Source organism: Hungatella sp. L36, from assembly GCF_014288035.1.
On record NZ_JACOPC010000004.1, the window covers coordinates 191857 to 210528 of the forward strand.

13 protein-coding genes are annotated in these 18672 nt (G+C 50.8%); 9 read left to right on the top strand and 4 right to left on the bottom strand.

Going from position 1 to position 18672, the window contains the following annotated elements; all coding sequences use genetic code 11:
- The first annotated feature begins 17 nt into the window (after positions 1–17).
- From H8S80_RS12515 to H8S80_RS12545, 7 genes are all read left to right on the top strand, one after another.
- Positions 18–1976 (top strand): glutaminase domain-containing protein, encoded by a 1959-nt coding sequence (locus H8S80_RS12515; protein WP_117633254.1) that lies wholly within the window; start codon positions 18–20, stop codon positions 1974–1976.
- 101 nt (positions 1977–2077) lie between these two features.
- Entirely contained in the window at positions 2078–3814 is a 1737-nt protein-coding gene (locus H8S80_RS12520; protein WP_117633253.1) for a sensor histidine kinase, read from the top strand.
- Entirely contained in the window at positions 3789–5273 is a 1485-nt protein-coding gene (locus H8S80_RS12525; protein ID WP_117633252.1) for a response regulator, read from the top strand. The genes H8S80_RS12520 and H8S80_RS12525 overlap by 26 nt, the downstream gene beginning before the upstream one ends.
- A gap of 112 nt (positions 5274–5385) precedes the next feature.
- Positions 5386–7008, top strand: coding sequence for an extracellular solute-binding protein (locus H8S80_RS12530; RefSeq protein WP_117633251.1), 1623 nt, complete (start codon positions 5386–5388; stop codon positions 7006–7008).
- A gap of 71 nt (positions 7009–7079) precedes the next feature.
- Positions 7080–7997, top strand: a complete 918-nt coding sequence (locus H8S80_RS12535) for an ABC transporter permease (RefSeq protein WP_002601935.1) — start codon at positions 7080–7082, stop codon at positions 7995–7997.
- Positions 7998–8008: 11 nt separating this feature from the next.
- Positions 8009–8908: a carbohydrate ABC transporter permease gene (locus tag H8S80_RS12540; protein WP_117633250.1), complete on the top strand. Its 900-nt coding sequence runs from the start codon at positions 8009–8011 to the stop codon at positions 8906–8908.
- 7 nt (positions 8909–8915) lie between these two features.
- On the top strand, positions 8916–10469 hold the full coding sequence (locus H8S80_RS12545; RefSeq protein ID WP_117633249.1) for a sulfatase-like hydrolase/transferase: 1554 nt from the start codon (positions 8916–8918) through the stop codon (positions 10467–10469).
- A 91-nt stretch (positions 10470–10560) separates the two neighbouring features.
- Here the strand turns inward: H8S80_RS12545 and H8S80_RS12550 are convergent, their stop codons facing one another.
- The 3 genes from H8S80_RS12550 to rbr form a co-directional block, all read right to left on the bottom strand.
- Positions 10561–11271 carry a response regulator gene (locus tag H8S80_RS12550; RefSeq protein ID WP_002601932.1) on the bottom strand — a complete coding sequence of 237 codons (711 nt, stop codon included), beginning with the start codon at positions 11269–11271 and terminating at the stop codon, positions 10561–10563.
- 340 nt (positions 11272–11611) lie between these two features.
- A complete protein-coding gene (locus H8S80_RS12555; protein WP_117631066.1) occupies positions 11612–14011 on the bottom strand; it encodes an endonuclease MutS2 in 2400 nt (799 codons plus the stop codon).
- Between the two features lie 220 nt (positions 14012–14231).
- Positions 14232–14825, bottom strand: a complete 594-nt coding sequence (gene rbr / locus H8S80_RS12560) for a rubrerythrin (protein WP_002601930.1) — start codon at positions 14823–14825, stop codon at positions 14232–14234.
- Positions 14826–14993: 168 nt separating this feature from the next.
- Here rbr and H8S80_RS12565 point away from each other — a divergent pair, with 168 nt between their 5' ends.
- Entirely contained in the window at positions 14994–16310 is a 1317-nt protein-coding gene (locus H8S80_RS12565; RefSeq protein WP_002601929.1) for a S1C family serine protease, read from the top strand.
- Positions 16311–16421: 111 nt separating this feature from the next.
- Complete coding sequence (locus H8S80_RS12570) at positions 16422–17369, top strand: 3'-5' exoribonuclease YhaM family protein (RefSeq protein WP_002601928.1); 948 nt, start codon at positions 16422–16424, stop codon at positions 17367–17369.
- Between the two features lie 86 nt (positions 17370–17455).
- On the opposite strand, the gene H8S80_RS12575 is transcribed toward H8S80_RS12570, so the two are convergent.
- On the bottom strand, positions 17456–18418 hold the full coding sequence (locus H8S80_RS12575) for an Rpn family recombination-promoting nuclease/putative transposase (RefSeq protein ID WP_117631306.1): 963 nt from the start codon (positions 18416–18418) through the stop codon (positions 17456–17458).
- Between the last annotated feature and the right edge of the window lie 254 nt (positions 18419–18672).

Consider the following 18672-nt stretch of genomic DNA (forward strand, 5'->3'; position numbering starts at 1 on the left):
AAAGGGGAACTTTAATTATGAAAATAGAGAGAGCAGCGAGTGTACCGCTGATTGTACACGATCCATATTTCAGCATCTGGTCGGGAGGCGGCCACCTAAATGACTGCGATACCTCCCACTGGAGCGGAGCACGCCAGGCGGTCCGCGGTTACGTCGTGATTGACGGAACGCCTTACTGTTTTATGGGTGATCCGGAATTCAGTCAGACGATCGGCCAGACGGGGCTGTCCGTCACACCGACGTCCACGGAATATCAGTTTGAAAATGAATGGATCACCATGCAGGTACGGTTTACCTCCCCGCTGCTGCTTGACGATCTGCTGCTGGTATCGCGTCCGTGCACGTATCTTGATGTCACCGTATCCCGGAAGAAGCCGGCCGGCGTCCGCGTGGTATTTGCCTTTTCCTCCGATCTTGTGAAATTTACGGACGGACCGGTAAACGGCGATGTGCAGCAGACAGAGAAATTCCGCTATGGCGTCATGGGAAAGGCATTCCAGACCCCGCTGGGGCACAGCGGAGACCACACGACCATTGACTGGGGATACTTATATCTGGCCGGCCGTGGCCCGGAGGCCCGATTTGCTTATGACAGCGAAAAGGAGCGGCTGGATGGAATCGTCGAACTGGGAACGGAGTCGGAGAGCGGCGGAATCGTGGCGGCCTACGACGACCTTGTCTCCATCAACTATTTCGGCCAGTGGAGAAAGGCTTATTGGACAAAGGAATATCCCACGATTTTCGACGCCATCGGAGCCAGCCTTGATGAGCGGGAGGACGTGCTGAAAAAGAGCGAGGCTCTGGACCGCAGCCTGACCGAGCGGGCAAGGGAGATGGGCGGAGAGGACTATGAGCTCCTGTGCTGTCTCAGCTACCGCCAAGCGGTGGCGGCCCATAAGCTGATTGAGGATGAGGACGGAAATCTGATTTTTCTGTCCAAGGAAAATGATTCCAACGGATGCATCGGTACCGCCGATGTCAGCTATCCGTCAGTGCCGCTGTTCCTTATGTACAGCACGGATTACATAAAAGGGATGCTGCGGCCGGTGTTCCGCTTTGCCTCCTGTGACGTGTGGGAGTATGACTTTGCGCCGCATGATGTGGGCCGCTATCCGTATGCGTGGGGACAGGTCTACGGGCTGAATCCGGAGAAAAAGGGAAAGCAGTACCTTCAGGCCAACGGAGCCGTATTTCCGCCCTATTACCAGTATCCGCCGTGTGATGTCTACGATCTGAAGTTTCAGATGCCCGTAGAGGAATGCGGAAATATGCTGATCATGACGGCCGCCTGCTGTGAAATAGACAAAAATGCGGAGTTTGCAAAGCCGTATCAGGGGCTTCTTAAGACGTGGACGGAGTATCTGCTCACCTACGGAGCGGACCCGGGAGAACAGCTCTGTACCGATGATTTTGCCGGCCATCTGGCTCATAATACGAATCTGGCCGTCAAGGCGATCATGGGAATCAAGGCATTCGCCAGAATCCTGGAGCTTCTGGGAGATGACAGTGAGTCGATGAGATACCGGAGCCAGGCGGCTGCGATGGCTGCGGTCTGGGAGACGACGGCCAGGGGAAAAGGCCACACGGCTCTGACGTTCGGAGACACGGATTCCTGGAGCTTAAAATACAATCTCGTCTGGGACCGCTTTTTCGGTAATCCGCTGTTCTCCGGGGATATTATATCCGGCGACCTGGCGTGGTATGTCGAAAAATGCGGGGAGTATGGGACTCCGCTGGACAGCAGGAGCAGCTATACGAAGAGTGACTGGATACTCTGGTGCGCTTCCATGGCGGGAGACAAGGAGATGTTTCAGGCGCTGACCGCGCCGGTGGCCGCCTATGTAAGGGAGACAGAGAGCCGGGTTCCATTTTCCGACTGGTACGATACGGTGAGCGGCCGATACTGCCACTTTATCGCCAGGAGCGTCCAGGGGGGAATCTATATGCCGATGTTTATGGAGAGATTTAAGAAATAGAAGAACGGAAGCTTTTGCACGTCCCGTGATCGGCGTGCAAAAGCTTTTTGCGGCTTATACCCGTGAGCCGCGATCGCAGGGGTAAAGGAGGGAGGATACGTATGAGTCTGCATTCCATACAAACAAAAATCATGACGGTCAGCCTGTTGATTGCGGCAGGCACCGCGGTCGTCTCGCTGATCATCTCGTTCTATGCGGAGATCAATACCATTAAATCCACGACAGAGCGGTATACGGAACAGTATATTTCCTTTGCGGACCGGGAATTTAACAGTATGCTGTCCGAGTCGAAGAAAATCGTACTGTCTGTTGCGCTGGCGCAGGAATTTATTTCCCCCAATCTGGTCAGGGCAGGGGAGGAGGCATCCTATAAAGGGTTTCGGCAGAAAAAACAGATTAAGAGCTTCCTGGCCGGATTTCTCTCGCAGAAGGAGTACATCGAGGATATTCTTCTGATTACCGGGGACGGACCTGTCTATCAGGCGGGATCGGGGATTGTGATGAAGCGGGAGCTGGATACTCCTGCAATGAAGCGGGCGCTGTCCAGCGATTCCATGGAGCTTATCTATGATGCGGAAGGCCAAAGCCTGCTCCTCAGCCATCCGGTTACGTACTGCCAGGGGAACACGAGGGGAGTCATTGTTGTAAAGCTGAATTACGAGTTTATCACCAGTGTATACACCATCGACTTCCTGCGGTCGGTCGCCCTCTATCTGTATCTGCCGGATGGACAGCTGTTTTACACCAACAGCGGAGAGGGGGAGAGACAGGGGCCGGTGGGAGAGGTCCGTCAGAAGGCGCCCTCTGCCGGCTACGTAAAATGGAAGGGCAATCCCTACTACTATATCCGCTATGTGTCCGACACCAGCCACATGACGCTCATAAGCCTGATTCCGCAAGACGTGCTGCTGAAAGATGCACAGGAACTGAAGACGAAATTTCTCCTGATCGGCGCGGCGGCTTCCGCGGCGGCACTCCTGGCAGCGGCCTATCTCTCGAAGCGGATCTGTGCCGACTTAAAATGCCTTTCCGGCGGAATGGAGGCTGTCCGGTCCGGGAATCTGGGCGTGCGCATGAAAATTCCGGCCAGGGATGAGATTGGCGCTCTGGCGGATACCTTCAACGTGATGATGGACCGGATCGAGGCGCTGATGTCCGAGGTGCGGCAGAAAGAAAAGCTGAAGAGAGAGGCCCAGCAGGATGTGCTGGCCTCCCAGATTGAGCCGCATTTTCTCTATAATTCCATCGACAGCATCCAGTATGTGGCTCACAGCAGGGATGAGAAGGAGATTGAGGCGGTGGCTGCGTCGCTGTCGGAGCTGCTGCGGAGTGTTCTCTCCAACCACAATGAATTTATTACACTGTGGGAGGAAAAGGATTACATAGAAAACTACCTGACAATTGAGCGTTTCAAGTACCGCAGGCCGTTTACCGTTTTGTGGGACGTGGAGGAGGAGCTGTGGAGCTATCCCGTGCCCAAGCTTCTGCTGCAGCCTGTGGTGGAAAATGCCCTGATTCATGGTATTGCGGCGATGGATGGAGACGGAGTGATCAATGTGAAGATATACAGGCAGCAGGACACCATTATTTTGAAGGTGATGGACAATGGAAGGGGAATCAGTGAGGGCAAGCTGGAAGAGCTGAAACAACATATGGCCAGTAAAGGAAAACCGGGATTCCGCAGAATTGGCATTACCAACGTGTTTAACCGGATTCAATTGATCTATGGCGACGGGTATGGCGGAACCATAGACAGCTGCGAGGGGATGTTTACGTGCGTGGAACTGCATTTGCCGGCGGGAGGTGAAAAAGATGGCCTTGAAGATTTTACTGGTTGACGATGAGACGGTCTTCAGAACCTGCATCCGGGAGATGAAATTCTGGGAGACCGGGGAGTTTGTGCTGTCCGGGGAAGCGGGAAGCGGGGACGAGGCGCTTGCCGTGCTGGCGGAGCGGGAGATTGATCTCGTACTCATGGATGTCTCGATGCCGGGAAAGAACGGGATCGTTCTTTCGGAGATCATTTCCCGCAAATATCCGGGAACCGCCATCATCGCCATGAGCAGCTATGATGATTATGATTACGTCCGTGAAATTCTGAAAAACGGCGCGTATGACTATATTCTGAAGAGCCGCCTGTCGGAAGAGTTTCTGGTGCTCACCTTAAAAAACATAGCGACCCGCTTAAAGGGACGCTCCTCCTGGGAGATTAAGGCGGAATTAAGAAGACAGACGCGGGAATGGATCTTCGGGGAGGGGGTCAACCCCTTCACCTCTGATAACAGCAGAAAGGCTGCGGTTATCATCCGGATCAAGGATATGGACCGGACGGCCCTGCTTGATGACGGCGGTCTGCTGGAGGGCGTCGCAAAGGCGGCGGAGGCGGCCCGGCTGGAGGGCGTAAAGTCTCTGGCCTGCCTGAAAAAGCCGGACTGCATTGTCCTGCTGACCCGGTTCTACGGTGTTATCTCAGAGGCGGAGATAAGAAATAAGCTGGAGTGTGTCATGGCCCTGATTCAGGACAGTGTACGCCGCATCTTCCATCTGCGCCTTGATTTTACCCGGTGTCCTCTGTTCTTTAACGACAATTCCCTGAAGAGCTTCCTGCTGCATAAGCTGGAGGAGGCGGGGCCGGAACGGGAAAGCGAGGCCTCTCTTTCCCTGACCATCGGCCAGCATAAACGCCTTCTGGCCGTTGCGGTAGAACACGACGCAGCCTCGGCGGCGCAGCTGATAGAAGAGATATACGGCGGGATTCCTGCCGATCATGCCGGACTCTGCATTATGGTGACGAAAGAGCTTCTGGAGCTGATCGAAAAGATATCGGTGGAATATGAGATTGAACTGGACTTTCTCCCCAGAGAATTCATGCTGTTTCAGTATGCCCGGGTGAAGAGCAGGGAAGCGCTGGTATCCAGTGTATCCGGCCTTTACCGGAATGTGCTGAGAGAGATCAGCGAGAAGGAGGAGAAAAAACGAGGCTATTCTGCCATGGTGCGAAATGCGATTGCCTATCAGAAGGAGCATTATAAGAGCCCCATCAGCCTGCGGATGATCGCCGATGGGATTGGCGTGAGCAGTTCCTATCTAAGCCGTATCTTCCATGATGAGACGGGACAGACCGTGACCGATTATCTGAATACGATACGGCTGGAGGAGGCAAAACGCCTGATCCGGGATGGGGTTCCGTTAAAAGAGGTGGTGTCCCGGTGCGGTTTCAGAAACTATGGATATTTTCTGAAAGTCTTTAAAGAATACGTGGGGAAGACGCCGAAGGAGTATCTGGCGAAACAGTAAAAATTGTGGACAGGAAAGTAAAAATAGAAAAGAAAACAGACCATTTTCCAATCCTTTTACATGGTAAAATTTTTCTATCAGGAAGTGCTAGAAAGCGAAAGGAGAAGAAGGTATGAAGAAAGCAGCGGTATTATTACTTGGCGGTATCCTGGCAGCAGGGCTGATGACAGGCTGTGGGAAATCTGCTGAAAACGGAAAAAAGGCGGAAACAGAGGGCAGGACGACGGGAGCGGTGACAGAGGAAGCAGGCGGGGAAGAGGCTGCGAATCTGAATATGGAGGGCTTTCCCATCGTAAATGAGAAGATTACCATGACGGTGTACGGCTGCCGGGATCAGAACCACGCGCCCTGGAACGAGGTCCTCACTCTGAACAAATATGAGGATTTAACAAACATCCATATGGACTATCAGGAAGTACCGGCCGATGGATTTGAAGAGAACAAGCAGCTTCTCTTTGCCTCCAATGAGCTGCCGGACATTTTCCTGAAAAGCGACATCAAAATAGACCAGATTGCCACCTATGGGGTGGGGAGCGGACAGCTGATGGTGCTTGACGATCTGATTGAGAAATACGCTCCCAACCTGTCGAAGATTTATGAGGAATACCCTCAGATTAAGCAGGCGGTAACTGCGGCGGACGGTCATATGTATACAATTCCTGCCATCGATATAAGCGCGACGGGCAGCATGGGATTTAAACAGTGGATCAACAAGGCATGGCTCGACAAGCTTGGAAAAGATATTCCGACGAATCTGGAGGAATTTAAAGATGTCCTGATCGCATTCCGTGACGGGGATCCCAATGGAAACGGCCAGGCGGATGAAATCCCGCTGGGAATTCGCGAACCCGATTCGATCTACCCGCTGGCGGGCAGCTTCGGCCTTCAGTTCCAGATGAAAGATACTTATAATATCGACGAAAACGGAACGGTACATAACTGGCTGTGCGACGATGCCTTTAAAGAATACCTGATTTACTTAAACGATCTCTATGAGGAAAAGCTGTTATGGCAGGATTATTATAAGAACGACAGAGCGGCATGGAGAAGCAATCTGGCCGGAGAGATGTACGGAGCCATGTATATGCCGTATTCGGACGTATTCGTGAACTGCGAGGAAGATTATGTGGGCTACAAACCACTGATCGGTCCGAATGGGGATCAGATGTGGACGGACGCCACCGGCAGCATCAGTATGCTCGGCAGCTTCGCGCTCAGCAATACGTGTTCCAATCCGGAAGCGGCTGTCCGTTGGGTGGATTATTTCTATGGAGCCGAGGGGGAGATGTTTTTCCGTTACGGCATAGAGGGGGAGACCTTTGATTACGATTCGAACCATGTGCCGCATTTCAAAGATGAGATCCTAAACAGCCCGGATGGGTTTATGACGGCTCTTGGCAAGATCAACCTCGTGCCGGGCGGCGGTTTCCCGTGCATGATTACGGATAATACCGACAATGTAGTGGCCAGCGAACGAACCAAGGAGGCAGCCGCCATTCTGGTGGACTACATGCCTGAGAAGGTATATGCAAAGCCGACGGTCTCCATGGAAGATATGGACCGGCTAAACGCCATAGAACAGGATATCATTAACTACAAAAAAGAGGCGGTAGCCAAATTCGTCATCGGTGAGTGGGGCTTCGACAAGTGGGATGAGTACTGCGCTACACTGGAACAGATCGGAATCCGCGAACTGGAGGGAATCTATCAGAAAGCGCTGGATGCCACGAAGTAAGAAGGAGGGCCGGAAGCCGGAGGCAGGGCTTCCGGCCTGTCCGGTATGAAGAGAAAGCTGGAGGTAATACCATGAAACAAAAACAGAAAAAGCTTTGGCTGGATATCCGCAAGAATGCCGGCCTCTACGCGCTGGTGGCGATTCCCATCATCTGGTATATTGTATTCAAATACATCCCCATGTATGGGCTTCAGATCGCGTTTCGCAGATTCAATCCGACGCTGGGAATTACGAAGAGTCCCTGGGTGGGGCTAACCTATTTCAAACAGTTCTTTCAGTCCTATTATTTTAAGGACGTCCTGGTAAATACGCTCTCTCTCAGTGTGTTTACCATGCTCGTCGGCTTTCCGGTACCGATCTTTCTGGCGCTTTTAATCAACGAAATAAAGAGCACAAAATTAAAAAAGGCGGTTCAGAATATCACGTACATGCCTAATTTTCTTTCAATCGTTGTAATTGTCAGCATGCTGAGCCTGTTTTCCAATAAAGAATACGGCCTGTTTAATCAGATTACCGCGTTCTTCGGGGCGAAGCCGGTGGATTTTATGTCGAGGCCGTCGGCCTTCCAGCCGCTCTACGTGTTTTCCAATGTATGGCAGAATATGGGCTTTAACGCAATCATCTATATTGCCGCGCTGAGCGCCATCGATCCCCAGCTCTATGAGGCGGCCTCGATTGACGGGGCTACGAGGATGCAGAAGATTATACATATCTCGATTCCGTGTATCATGGGAACCATTCTGATTTTATTCATCATGAGAATCGGGAATCTGATGAGTGTGGGGTTTGAGAAGGTACTTCTGATGCAGCGCGACGTTACCATCTCCTCCAGCGAGGTAATATCAACGTTTATTTATAAAAACGGTATTCAGAAAGGGCAGTTCAGCTACAGCACTGCGGTAGGAATGTTCAATTCTATCATTAATTTTGCCCTTTTGGCAGGTGCAAATTTTATCAGTAAGAAGACAACAAAAACCAGTTTGTGGTAGGGAGGGGAACGATGAAGATGAAAGGAAAGTATGGTGAGATCGTCAGGAGTGACAGGACCTTTGATGTGATTGCGGCGGTTCTCGGCTGTATTATCATTGTGATTGTCATGGTTCCGCTGATCTTTGTGGCGGCGGCCTCCTTTTCCGATCCGGACCTGGTCATCCGGGGAGAGGTGCTGCTCTGGCCGAAAGGGCTGACGACGAAGGCGTACACCATGGTGTTTGAAAATAAGGACATCTGGAGGGGATTTCGCAATACCATGTTTTACACGGCGCTTGGAACCATAATCAGTGTGACGCTGACGGTCCTGGCGGCTTACCCCCTTTCCAGGAAAAACTTAAGGGGCCGGAATTTTATCATGATGGCGGTGCTGTTTACCATGTATTTCAGCGGAGGCATGGTTCCCACCTATCTTCTGGTGAAGGACCTGGGAATGTATAATACCATCTGGGCGATTCTGATTCCCAATGCACTCTCTACGTATAACCTGATTGTGGCCAAGACCTTCTTTGAAAACAGTATTCCGGAAGAGCTGTATGAATCGGCCCGTCTCGACGGCTGCGGCAACATCTCGATGCTGCTTCGGATCGTGCTTCCGCTGAGTAAGGCGATTCTGGCTGTTCTAGTGCTGTATTATGCCGTTGCAATCTGGAATTCCTATTTTGACGCACTGATTTACTTAAAGGATTCGAGCCTGCACCCGCTGCAGATTGTATTAAGAAATATCCTTCTGTTGGGACAGACAGAACAGATGGGGACAAATGACGTCGGAATGGCAGAAAAGATTAAGATGGCGGAGGCAATTAAATACTCGGTAATCGTAGTATCCAGTATTCCGATGCTGCTTCTCTATCCGTTTGTGCAGAAATATTTCGTGAAAGGCGTCATGATCGGCGCCGTGAAAGGGTAGGTTTGGAATGGAAAAAAAGAAGAATGTTATTATTATCATGACGGACCAGCAGAGGGCTGATCTGCGTAAGGGCTGTGGATACGAGCTGGACACGATGCCATTTTTGGATGAGTGGGCGAAGGGCGGCGTGGATTTTGAAAATGCTTATACGCCCAATCCCACCTGTATGCCGGCAAGAGTCAGCATGATGACGGGGCGGTACAGCGAATGCCATCAGGTGAGAACCAATCATAACCTCCAGGATGCCCTGTATACGGAGGATCTGCTGGACGTATTGAAGAAGAATGGGTATGTGACGGCCCTCTGTGGAAAAAATCATTCTCACCGCAGTTCAGAGGATTTCGACTTCCATGAGTGTACGGGCCATCTTGGTAATGAAGGGGAAGTCAATACGACTCCCGCTGAATGTGAATTTGCCGATTTCTTAAACTCCACGCATCATATGGAGATGCATGTTCCCTCTCCCGGAGGCGTTGAGGTTCAGCATCCCTATCGAAATGTATCGTCAGCGTTTCAGTTCATAGACAGCCTGGATCACGAGCCGTTCTTCGCCTGGGTCTCATTCGCGGAGCCTCATAACCCGTATCAGGTGCCCGAACCTTATTTTGACATGTTCCCTCCTGAGCAGCTTCCGCCTCTCCGCAGTACAACAGAGAATCTGGAGGAGAAAGGGGATCGCTATCCATGGATCCGAAATGTGTGGGAGAAGGTGCTGGGGGAATCGGTTGAGGAAAGGATTCTCCGCGCCCGTTCCAATTACCATGGAATGCTGCGTTTGATTGACGATCAGGTAAAACGTCTGATTGAGGGACTGAGAGAGCGTGGACTGGAGGAGAATACCATCGTCATTTACGTGTCGGACCATGGAGATTTCGTCGGTGAGTATGGATTAATACGGAAGGGGCCGGATCTGCCGGATGTGCTGACCCATATTCCCATGATCTTGAAAGGACCTGATATTGTCCCTCAGGGAAGGCGCGGTTCTTGTTTCGTAAGTCTTGTTGATATTTTACCCACCCTGTGCGATATGCTTGGACTGGAGACGCCGCTGGGCTGCCAGGGAAAAAGCTTCCTTCCGATTCTGAAAAACAGGGACATCCCGGAGCGGGAATTCGATACTGCTTATGCGGAGAGCGGATTTTCCGGACAGTATTGGAACGAGCACGATGGACTGACGCTGCCGGCCGAAGATGCGGTATCGCCGGAGTGGGACCGTTTCGATTGTCTCAACACCTGGACCCAGTGCGGGCAGGTGCGGGCGCTGTGGAAGGGGACGTATCACATCCAGGTGGATATGATGGGATCGGGGTATCTCTATAACAGAAAAACGGATCCCCTTGAGCTTTACAATCTCTGGGAAGAGCCGGATATGCAGGGCGTGAAAAACGAACTCCTGACGGAGCTTGCGGCGGCCATGATGAAGGCTGCAGATACTCTTCCTGTGCCCCATAAACGCTATAGGACAAAGGTGCATCCGAAAGGCTACTGGTATCAGGAGTGGTCTTGTGAAGATATGGGAGTGCGAAGGATGAAGGCGATTGGAAGCCGGGGACTGGAATAAGTGAGAATGGGAGGAGGCCGTATCCTGGCCTCCTCCCATTAAGTATTTTGCTGCTATACATCAAGTAACTTACTGTTTTACTTCAAATACCCTACCGTTTTACCTCAAATTTATAACCAATTCCCCACACTGTGGTCAATGCCCAGTTGGCGTGATCCTTAATCTTTTCCCGCAGACGTTTGATATGTACATCCACGGTTCTGGTATCTCCGATGTATTCGTATCCCCAGATGTGGTCTAATAGCTGCTCTCTGGTAAATACCTGGTTTGGTGAGGAAGCGAGGAAGTAAAGCAGCTCCAGCTCCTTCGGCGGCATCTCGATGGAGTGGCCCATATAGATGACGGAATAGTTCGTCAGGTTTACAATCAGATCAGGATACTCCACGTAATCGCCCTGCTGGTCGGTCTGGGCGGCCGCCGGCACTGCGGCCTGCTGGTAACGGCGAAGCACCGCCTTGACTCTGGCCACCAGTTCCTTCGAGTCGAAGGGCTTGATCATATAATCATCGGCGCCCAGCTCCAGGCCCAGCACCTTGTCGAAGACCTCGCCTTTTGCGGACAGCATGATGATGGGAACCGGGGACTGAGCCCGCATTTCCCGGCATACCTGATAGCCATCCATGCCCGGAAGCATCAGATCGAGGAGAACCAGATTCGGTTTAAACTCCGGAAATACCCGGAGTGCCTCCTCACCGTCGTTTACAATCATTGTTTCAAAACATTCTTTCGTCAAATAAAGAGAAATCAATTCGGCGATGTTATTATCATCGTCTACGATCAATATTCTCTGTTTTTCTGCCATAGCCAAATCCTCCTTGCGTTGTATTCAAGATTCCCGTTGCTGTTCCCGGCCCCGCCGTCCTTTGCTTCCCGGTCTGTCCCGGCCCCGGCTGGCTCATGCGGCCTTTCCTGTGACTTTGCAGGGTATTAGCAATTCTTAACGCGCAAAAATTTTCGTTCAGAGAAAATCCCCACCTGTTTGAGCGCAGCGAGTTTGGGGATTTCCTCTGGTTTTTAGAAAAATTCTGCACGTTTAGAAGTGCTTATACCCGAAACCGGAACTGGAAAGGCCGCATGAGCCAGCCGGGGCCGGGACAGACCGGGAAGCAAAGGACGGCGGGGCCGGGAACAGCAATAGATTCCTATTTAAAAGTGACGATCGTTACGCCGGAATCCCCTTCGCCGAATACACCCAGCCGGAAATCTTTGACGTATTTCAGTTTTTTCAAGTGCTTATGGACCGCATTCTTGAGCGCCCCGGTGCCTCGCCCATGTACGACACGAACCTGAGGCAGGTGCGCCAGGTAGGCGTCGTCTAAGTACTTATCCAGTTCCGGAATGGCCTCGTCGGTAGTCATACCGATCAGGTTTACCTCCGGTGAGATGGACAGAGACTTGGACATACGGGTAGAACTGCTTCCGCTTCCTGTCTTTTTCCTGCCGTTGCCGCTTCCAAGAGTCGGGCCTGAGACGGACTGCTCATTTAACAGCTCCAGATCGCTTATATTGACGAGAGAGCGGAGAATTCCCATCTGTACATACAGATCCCCTTTGGGATTGGGAAGAGAACTCACCGTTCCATTTAAGTTCATACTGAGAACGCGCACGCCGTCGCCGAGTTTCAGCTTTTTCGGATCGATGGACTTTTGCGGCTCTTTTGCCTGGTTCTTTAAGGACAGTGAGGAATCCACTTCCTTTAATTTGCCGCGGATACGGGCCCGCTCTGCTTCCAGCTCTTTTCCGACACCCGATTCGGAAGCCAGCTTGTTGATCTGGCGGATCGTCTGGTCGGCGGTATCCTTGGCATCACGCAGAATCCGCTGAGCCTCTTCTCTGGCATCGTGGATCATCTTGTCACGCCGTTCGTCAAGACGCTCTTCCTTCTGCGTCAGCCTGGCCTTCAGCTGCTCTACCTCCATCTTGTATGACTCAATCTGAATGCGCTCCTTTTCGATGGTAACACGGTTTTGTTCCAGATGGGTAAGCAGATCCTCGAAGGTTTCATCCTTGGCCTCCAGGTTGGTCTTCGCATCCTCGATAATATAATCAGGAAGTCCCAGCTTCGATGAGATGGCGAAGGCGTTGCTCTTGCCCGGGACACCGATCAGAAGACGGTAGGTGGGCTGCAGCGTCTCCACATTGAATTCACAGCAGGCGTTTTCAACGCCCGGCGTGGTCAGGGCAAAGACCTTCAGTTCGCTGTAGTGAGTAGTCGCCATGGTACGGCATTTCATGTTGTGTAAAAATGACAGGATAGCGATGGCAAGCGCCGCGCCCTCGGTCGGATCCGTTCCAGCCCCCAGCTCGTCGAAAAGGCAGAGTGAGCGGCTGTCGGCCTGACCGAGAATCTGTACGATATTGGTCATGTGGGCGGAGAAGGTGCTGAGGCTCTGCTCAATACTCTGTTCATCTCCGATATCTGCAAACACTTCATCAAAAATGGAAAGCTCCGAGCCGTCGAAAGCCGGTATATGGAGGCCTGCCTGTCCGATCAGTGTAAATAATCCGACGGTCTTCAAGGAGACGGTTTTACCGCCCGTGTTGGGGCCTGTGACGACCAGCAGATCAAAATCCCTTCCCAGATGCACGGTGATCGGAACGACCCTTGACGGGTCTAAAAGCGGATGGCGGCCATCCTTGATGTGGATGACGCCCTTCCTATTAAAACGCGGCTCGCTGGCCTGATAGTGCCGGGAGAGCGCCGCTTTTGCAAAAATGAAGTCCAGTTTTGTGAGAACCTGGAAATCGGCCAGCAATTCGTCCTGATACGGGACCAGCTGATTGCTTAAATCGGCCAGTACCATCTCGATTTCCTTCTGTTCCTGTATTTCCAGAGCGCGCAGGTCGTTGTTCAGCTTTAAGATTGCCATGGGTTCGATGAAAAGAGTGGAACCGGTGGCAGACTGGTCGTGAACCATGCCTGGGACATTGGATTTGTGTTCGGATTTGACGGGGAGACAGTATCTTCCGTCACGCATGGTGATGACTGCGTCCTGTAAGTAAGTTCTGTTGGAATTCAGGATAGAATTCAGCTGCGTGTGAATCTTATCATGAATGTTCTTCATGGAACGCCGGACGTGGTGAAGACCCGGGCTGGCGTCATCGCTGACCTCTTCCTCGGAAAGGATGCAGCGCTTGATCTCCGTATTTACCGGGGTCAGAGGTTCCAGTACGGAAAAAAGCTGTTCCAGCGAATCCTCCGGAAGCTCGGAATCCTCATGCCGTCCATATGATTTGGCGCGGGCCGCGGTAGTAAGTAAGGCGCTGACGGAGAGAAGCTCCACGATACCGAGTGAACTCCCCACCTCCAGCCGTTTTAAGGAGGCGCGGATATCTTTGACGCCTCCGAATGAAATGCCGCCTTTCTGGCGTACCCTGGTCACCGCGTCGGTAGTTTCCCGCTGAGCGGTGACGATCTCATCGTAGTCGATGGAAGGTACCAGCTTGCGGCAGAGTTCTTTTCCCGATTCACAGGAAGCGTACTCCACCAGCTGAGCTATAATTTTATCGTATTCTAACGTTCTTAATGCTTTCTGATTCATGATTCCCTTTCTCTGTTTCTAACTAATATCAGACGATGGCAGACTGACTTCTGGCAGACGCCCGTATGGGCGGTAGTGATTACAGTATATCATAAACACAGTACGGCCTGCAATCAAATAAATCCCTTAGTTTTGATACAGCAACGAGAAATATACCAGTGAAACCGTGAGTCAGAAAATCCCGCTTCAGGAAGTTATACTCCCGTTTACGACAGGTATTTTATTTGAGAAATGGTGAGAGCTCCACGCGGACGAAATATCCCTGCTCATGATGGCAGACCGGACAGGCCTTCGGGGCCTCGAAGCCGCGCTGGATGTGGCCGCAGTTTAAGCAGAGCCATCCGGTTTCCACATCGGATACAAAGAGTCTGTTCTGCTCCATGTAATCGGCAAACATCTGGAAGCGGTCTCCATGCACTTTCTCGATTTCAGAGATCAGGGAGAAGGAAGAACTGATCTGGAGGAAGCCCTCCTGCTTCGCTACCTCTGCGAAATTCTTATACACATCCTGATATTCCTCATACTCATTGTGGCGCGCGGCCTTTAATAAATCAACGGTCTGATCGTATAAATCCACAGGATAACCGCCGTCGATAAAAATGGTCTCGCCCTTTAAGTCCTTGAGATAATTATAAAAAATCTCTGCATGCTCTTTCTCCTGGCCCGCGGTATAGGAAAATACGGCCTGGATAACCGGAAGTCCCTCTTTTTTCGCCTGGCTGGCTGCAAAGGTATAGCGGTTTCTGGCCTGGCTCTCACCTGCAAACGCGCGCATCAGATTCTTGACTGTCTCGCTGTTTTTTAAATCGTTCATTGTAAAGTCCTCCTTGGATAATTTTTCATGTGATACCAACAGTGTCCCTCAAATTCCAGATTCTATACCAGCAGATTGGTACAGTTCACTGCGTTTCTTATCTTTTCCTTGCATAAAACAGAGAAGAAACGTATAATAGGTTTAGGTCTTCTGCAAAGGAGGGTGTGTATGCCGGATAAAAGCGGGCCAGATGATAAAAAGACGGAACCGCGCCGTTTTATCAGCGAGAAAATTGTGAAACAGCCCAGAACAAAGAGAGAGATCATGAGAAGGGCGATTGCCCTTTTATTAACTGCGGCCCTTTTCGGAATCGTTGCTGCAGTTACTTTTGTTGTTTCCAGGCCGGTGGCGGAAAAATACCTTGGTAAAGAAACCACAAGGGAGACTACTCCGGTAACAATCCCGAAAGATGACCCGGATACGACAGCAGCGGAAGAGCCCGAGACCACTCAGGCTACGACGAAGGAGTCCGAGCCTATTGAGGATCTTTTGGAGTCAGCGATGAAAAAGTATCCGTTCAGCATAGATGATTTGAATACCCTGTACGGGAATTTGAGAGCCGTTTCATTAAAAGCGGATAAAGGAATCGTGACGGTCCATTCCGTTAAGACACAGACAGACTGGTTTAATAATCCGGTCGAGAATTCAGGCCTTTTTGCTGGGGCAGTTATCTCTTCCGCCAATGAAGAACTTTTGGTGCTGACACCGGAAGGCGCAGTAGAGGCGGCAGATTCCATCCGTGTGGCATTTTCAGACGGTACGGAGGTTCAGGGGACGATCAGGCAGACCGATAAGCTGTCGGGCATGGCGATCGTAAGCGTTCCGACTGCGGAACTGGGAAGGGCGCTTTTAGAAGAGGTCAAGGCGATTGAACTGGGGAATTCTTATTCCGTGAAACAGGGCGATCTGGTCATCGCAATCGGCGGACCGGCAGGCATGGTGCATTCTACCGGCTATGGCGCTGTATCCTATATCGCGAAGAATGTTCAGATGACGGATGGAATGACTCGTATCATATACTCCGATTTAAAGAGCAATGCAGGAACCGGAACATTTCTCATGAACACGGCCGGTCAGATCATCGGCTGGGTGACAGATGAATATAAGAGCGAGGGCAGCGAAGATATGACCGTTGCCATGGCAATCTCTGACTATAAGAGCATTCTGGAGAAGATGAGCAACGGCAATGCATTCCCATACTTTGGCATCAAGGGACAGGAAGTCAGCGCGATCATGAACGAGAGCGGCATGCCGCTCGGTGTCTATGTGGTGGATGTGAATGCAGACAGTCCTGCTTATAACGCAGGCATCCAGTGCGGAGACATTATCACGGTCATGGGCGGTGAGAGCATCGTAACCATGAAGGATTTCCAGGTGAAGCTGGAAGCGGCGACACCGGGAGAGGTTCTGCCGGTAACAGTACTTAGAAGCGGCAGAGATGAATATAAAGAGATTGAATATCAGATAACCATAGGAGCCAGATAATCTTTCCAGTACTGCGTTGGATCAACCACTGTGCCGTTGTCTGCGGAACAGTGGTTGATCCAACGCAGTACTGGCTTCTGTGGCGCTTATAAAAGGATATGGAGGAGAGCAATGAGATATATAGAAACATTTCGGGAAGGGCTGCATATATCGGATGTATACTTATGCAAGAACAAGCAGATTGCCCTGACCAAAGCCGGCAAAGAATACGGAAATTTAATTTTACAGGATAAGACCGGTACCATCGATGCAAAAATCTGGGACTTAAATTCGCCGGGAGTAGGAAATTTTGAGACCATGGACTACGTCTATATTGACGCGGATGTGACCATGTTCCAGAATTCCAATCAGCTGAATGTGAAGCGTGTCAGAAAAGCGGAAGAAAGCGAATACATACCGGGAGACTATCTCCCTGTGTCCTCCAAAAACATCGGTGAGATGTATGAGGAGCTGACCGGATTTATCAAATCCATCCGGACACCATATTATCGAAAACTGGCTGAAAGCTTCTTCGTGGAAGACAAGGCTTTTGCAAAGGCGTTTCAGTTCCACTCTGCGGCCAAGAGCGTCCATCACGGATTTGTGGGCGGCCTTCTGGAACATACATTGAGTGTTGTCAAGCTGTGTGACTATTATGCAGGCTACTATCCGCTGATCAACCGCGACTTGCTGCTCACGGCTGCCATGTTTCACGATCTGGGTAAGACGAAGGAACTCTCTGTTTTCCCGGAAAATGATTACACGGATGACGGCCAGCTTCTGGGCCATATCATCATCGGTACGGAGATGGTATCGGAGCGGATTCGCACAATTCCGGATTTCCCGGTGAAGGCGGCCACAGAGCTGAAGCACTGTATTCTGGCACACCACGGAGAACTGGAATACGGTTCACCGAAGAAACCGGCCCTTTTGGAAGCTCTGGCATTAAACTTCGCGGATAATACCGATGCGAAGATGGAGACTATGATCGAGGTGTTAAAGGGCGCTGGAGATAACAATGGCTGGCTTGGATTTAACCGGCTGTTGGAGACGAATGTGAGGAAGACATCGGAGACTTAAAGAGATACGGAAAGAATGATGTTGTACATAAAAAGCATTTCCGAAAGGAGCTGCGGCCGGAGATATGTGGCCGCAGCTCCTTTCTTTTACAGATGGTAATGTTGGAACAGCTGTCTGCGCAGCGGTTCATTCCCTGTGATCTGTGCGATTAAATCCAGGCGGTTCTCTTTTAAAAGGATGGAGATAAGGCTGGCCATACGGAGTTCGCCTTCTTTTTCGCCCTCCATTTTTCCATCTGCAATCAGATCATCGATTGCCTTACACATGGTATACTCCTCCTCTCGTCCGGGCGCGGCCAAAAGCCTCATCAGCCGTCGGTTTTCTCCCAAAAGGCCCATGACTGCCGTCAGGGCGTCATCGTCCAGTTGGCATATCCGGTCATGATTTAACGTGATATAGTTGTAAAAATTACTCTTATCTGTACTATATTTTAACATACCAAAGACCTGTTGTAAACCTGTTTTGTAATACTCCAGGTTTTCGATGTTTCGGATATCGACGAGATTGATGCGGTAGTCGGGGAGGGCGGCGAGAAGATCTGGAATACACTCCCTGGGTCCGCTTAAATCCAGCATATCGCTGAGACTTTCGGGGCCATCCCATGTTTTTTTGCCGCAGTAGAGGACCAGTGTGAGTATGGGGACGAGTTTATCCTGGCGGGTGATACCCGATAAAAACTCCGGACTTTTTGTAAGATCTTTCTTTTTCCTGTGTTCCTTTTGAATATTCGTAAGCTGTTCCGTATAATCCAGAGCATCATAAGTCAGAACCCGGACGGGCATACCGTAGTGTACCTCTCCCTGAGCCTCGCAGCACGCTGCGATAAAGCAGGCTCCTAAGGAGGCTTTCATCGCAACATCACGACGCCTTTGTATCGTTTGCCGTCTGCCATTGCGGTCGGTTATGACGATTCCGGATTCCAAAGATACCGGCGACAACAGTTCTGCTTTCAGAATCTGCTTTCCGTGAAAGATCTCGGCATTATACAGGTCCGCAAAACGGGCCTGGTCCTGCAGCAGTTTCTTTATATAAAAATCCTGTCTGGCCACACCACCATCCCTTTCTAAAATAAACTGTTTCTTACAGGTTTTATCATGGAATTGCCGGCAGATGTGCCAGATATACATGAGCGATTTAATGGAAATGAATTTCCATATAGAATGTGTTTTTAGTATACCACGGTTTGATTATGATGACAATAGAAAAACGCAATTATGTGGTAAAAAATACCTGAAAATGGATTAATTAAAATTCCAGCAGATTATGAAATGGTACTTTAGGTATGTTCAAAAAACTGCCAGTT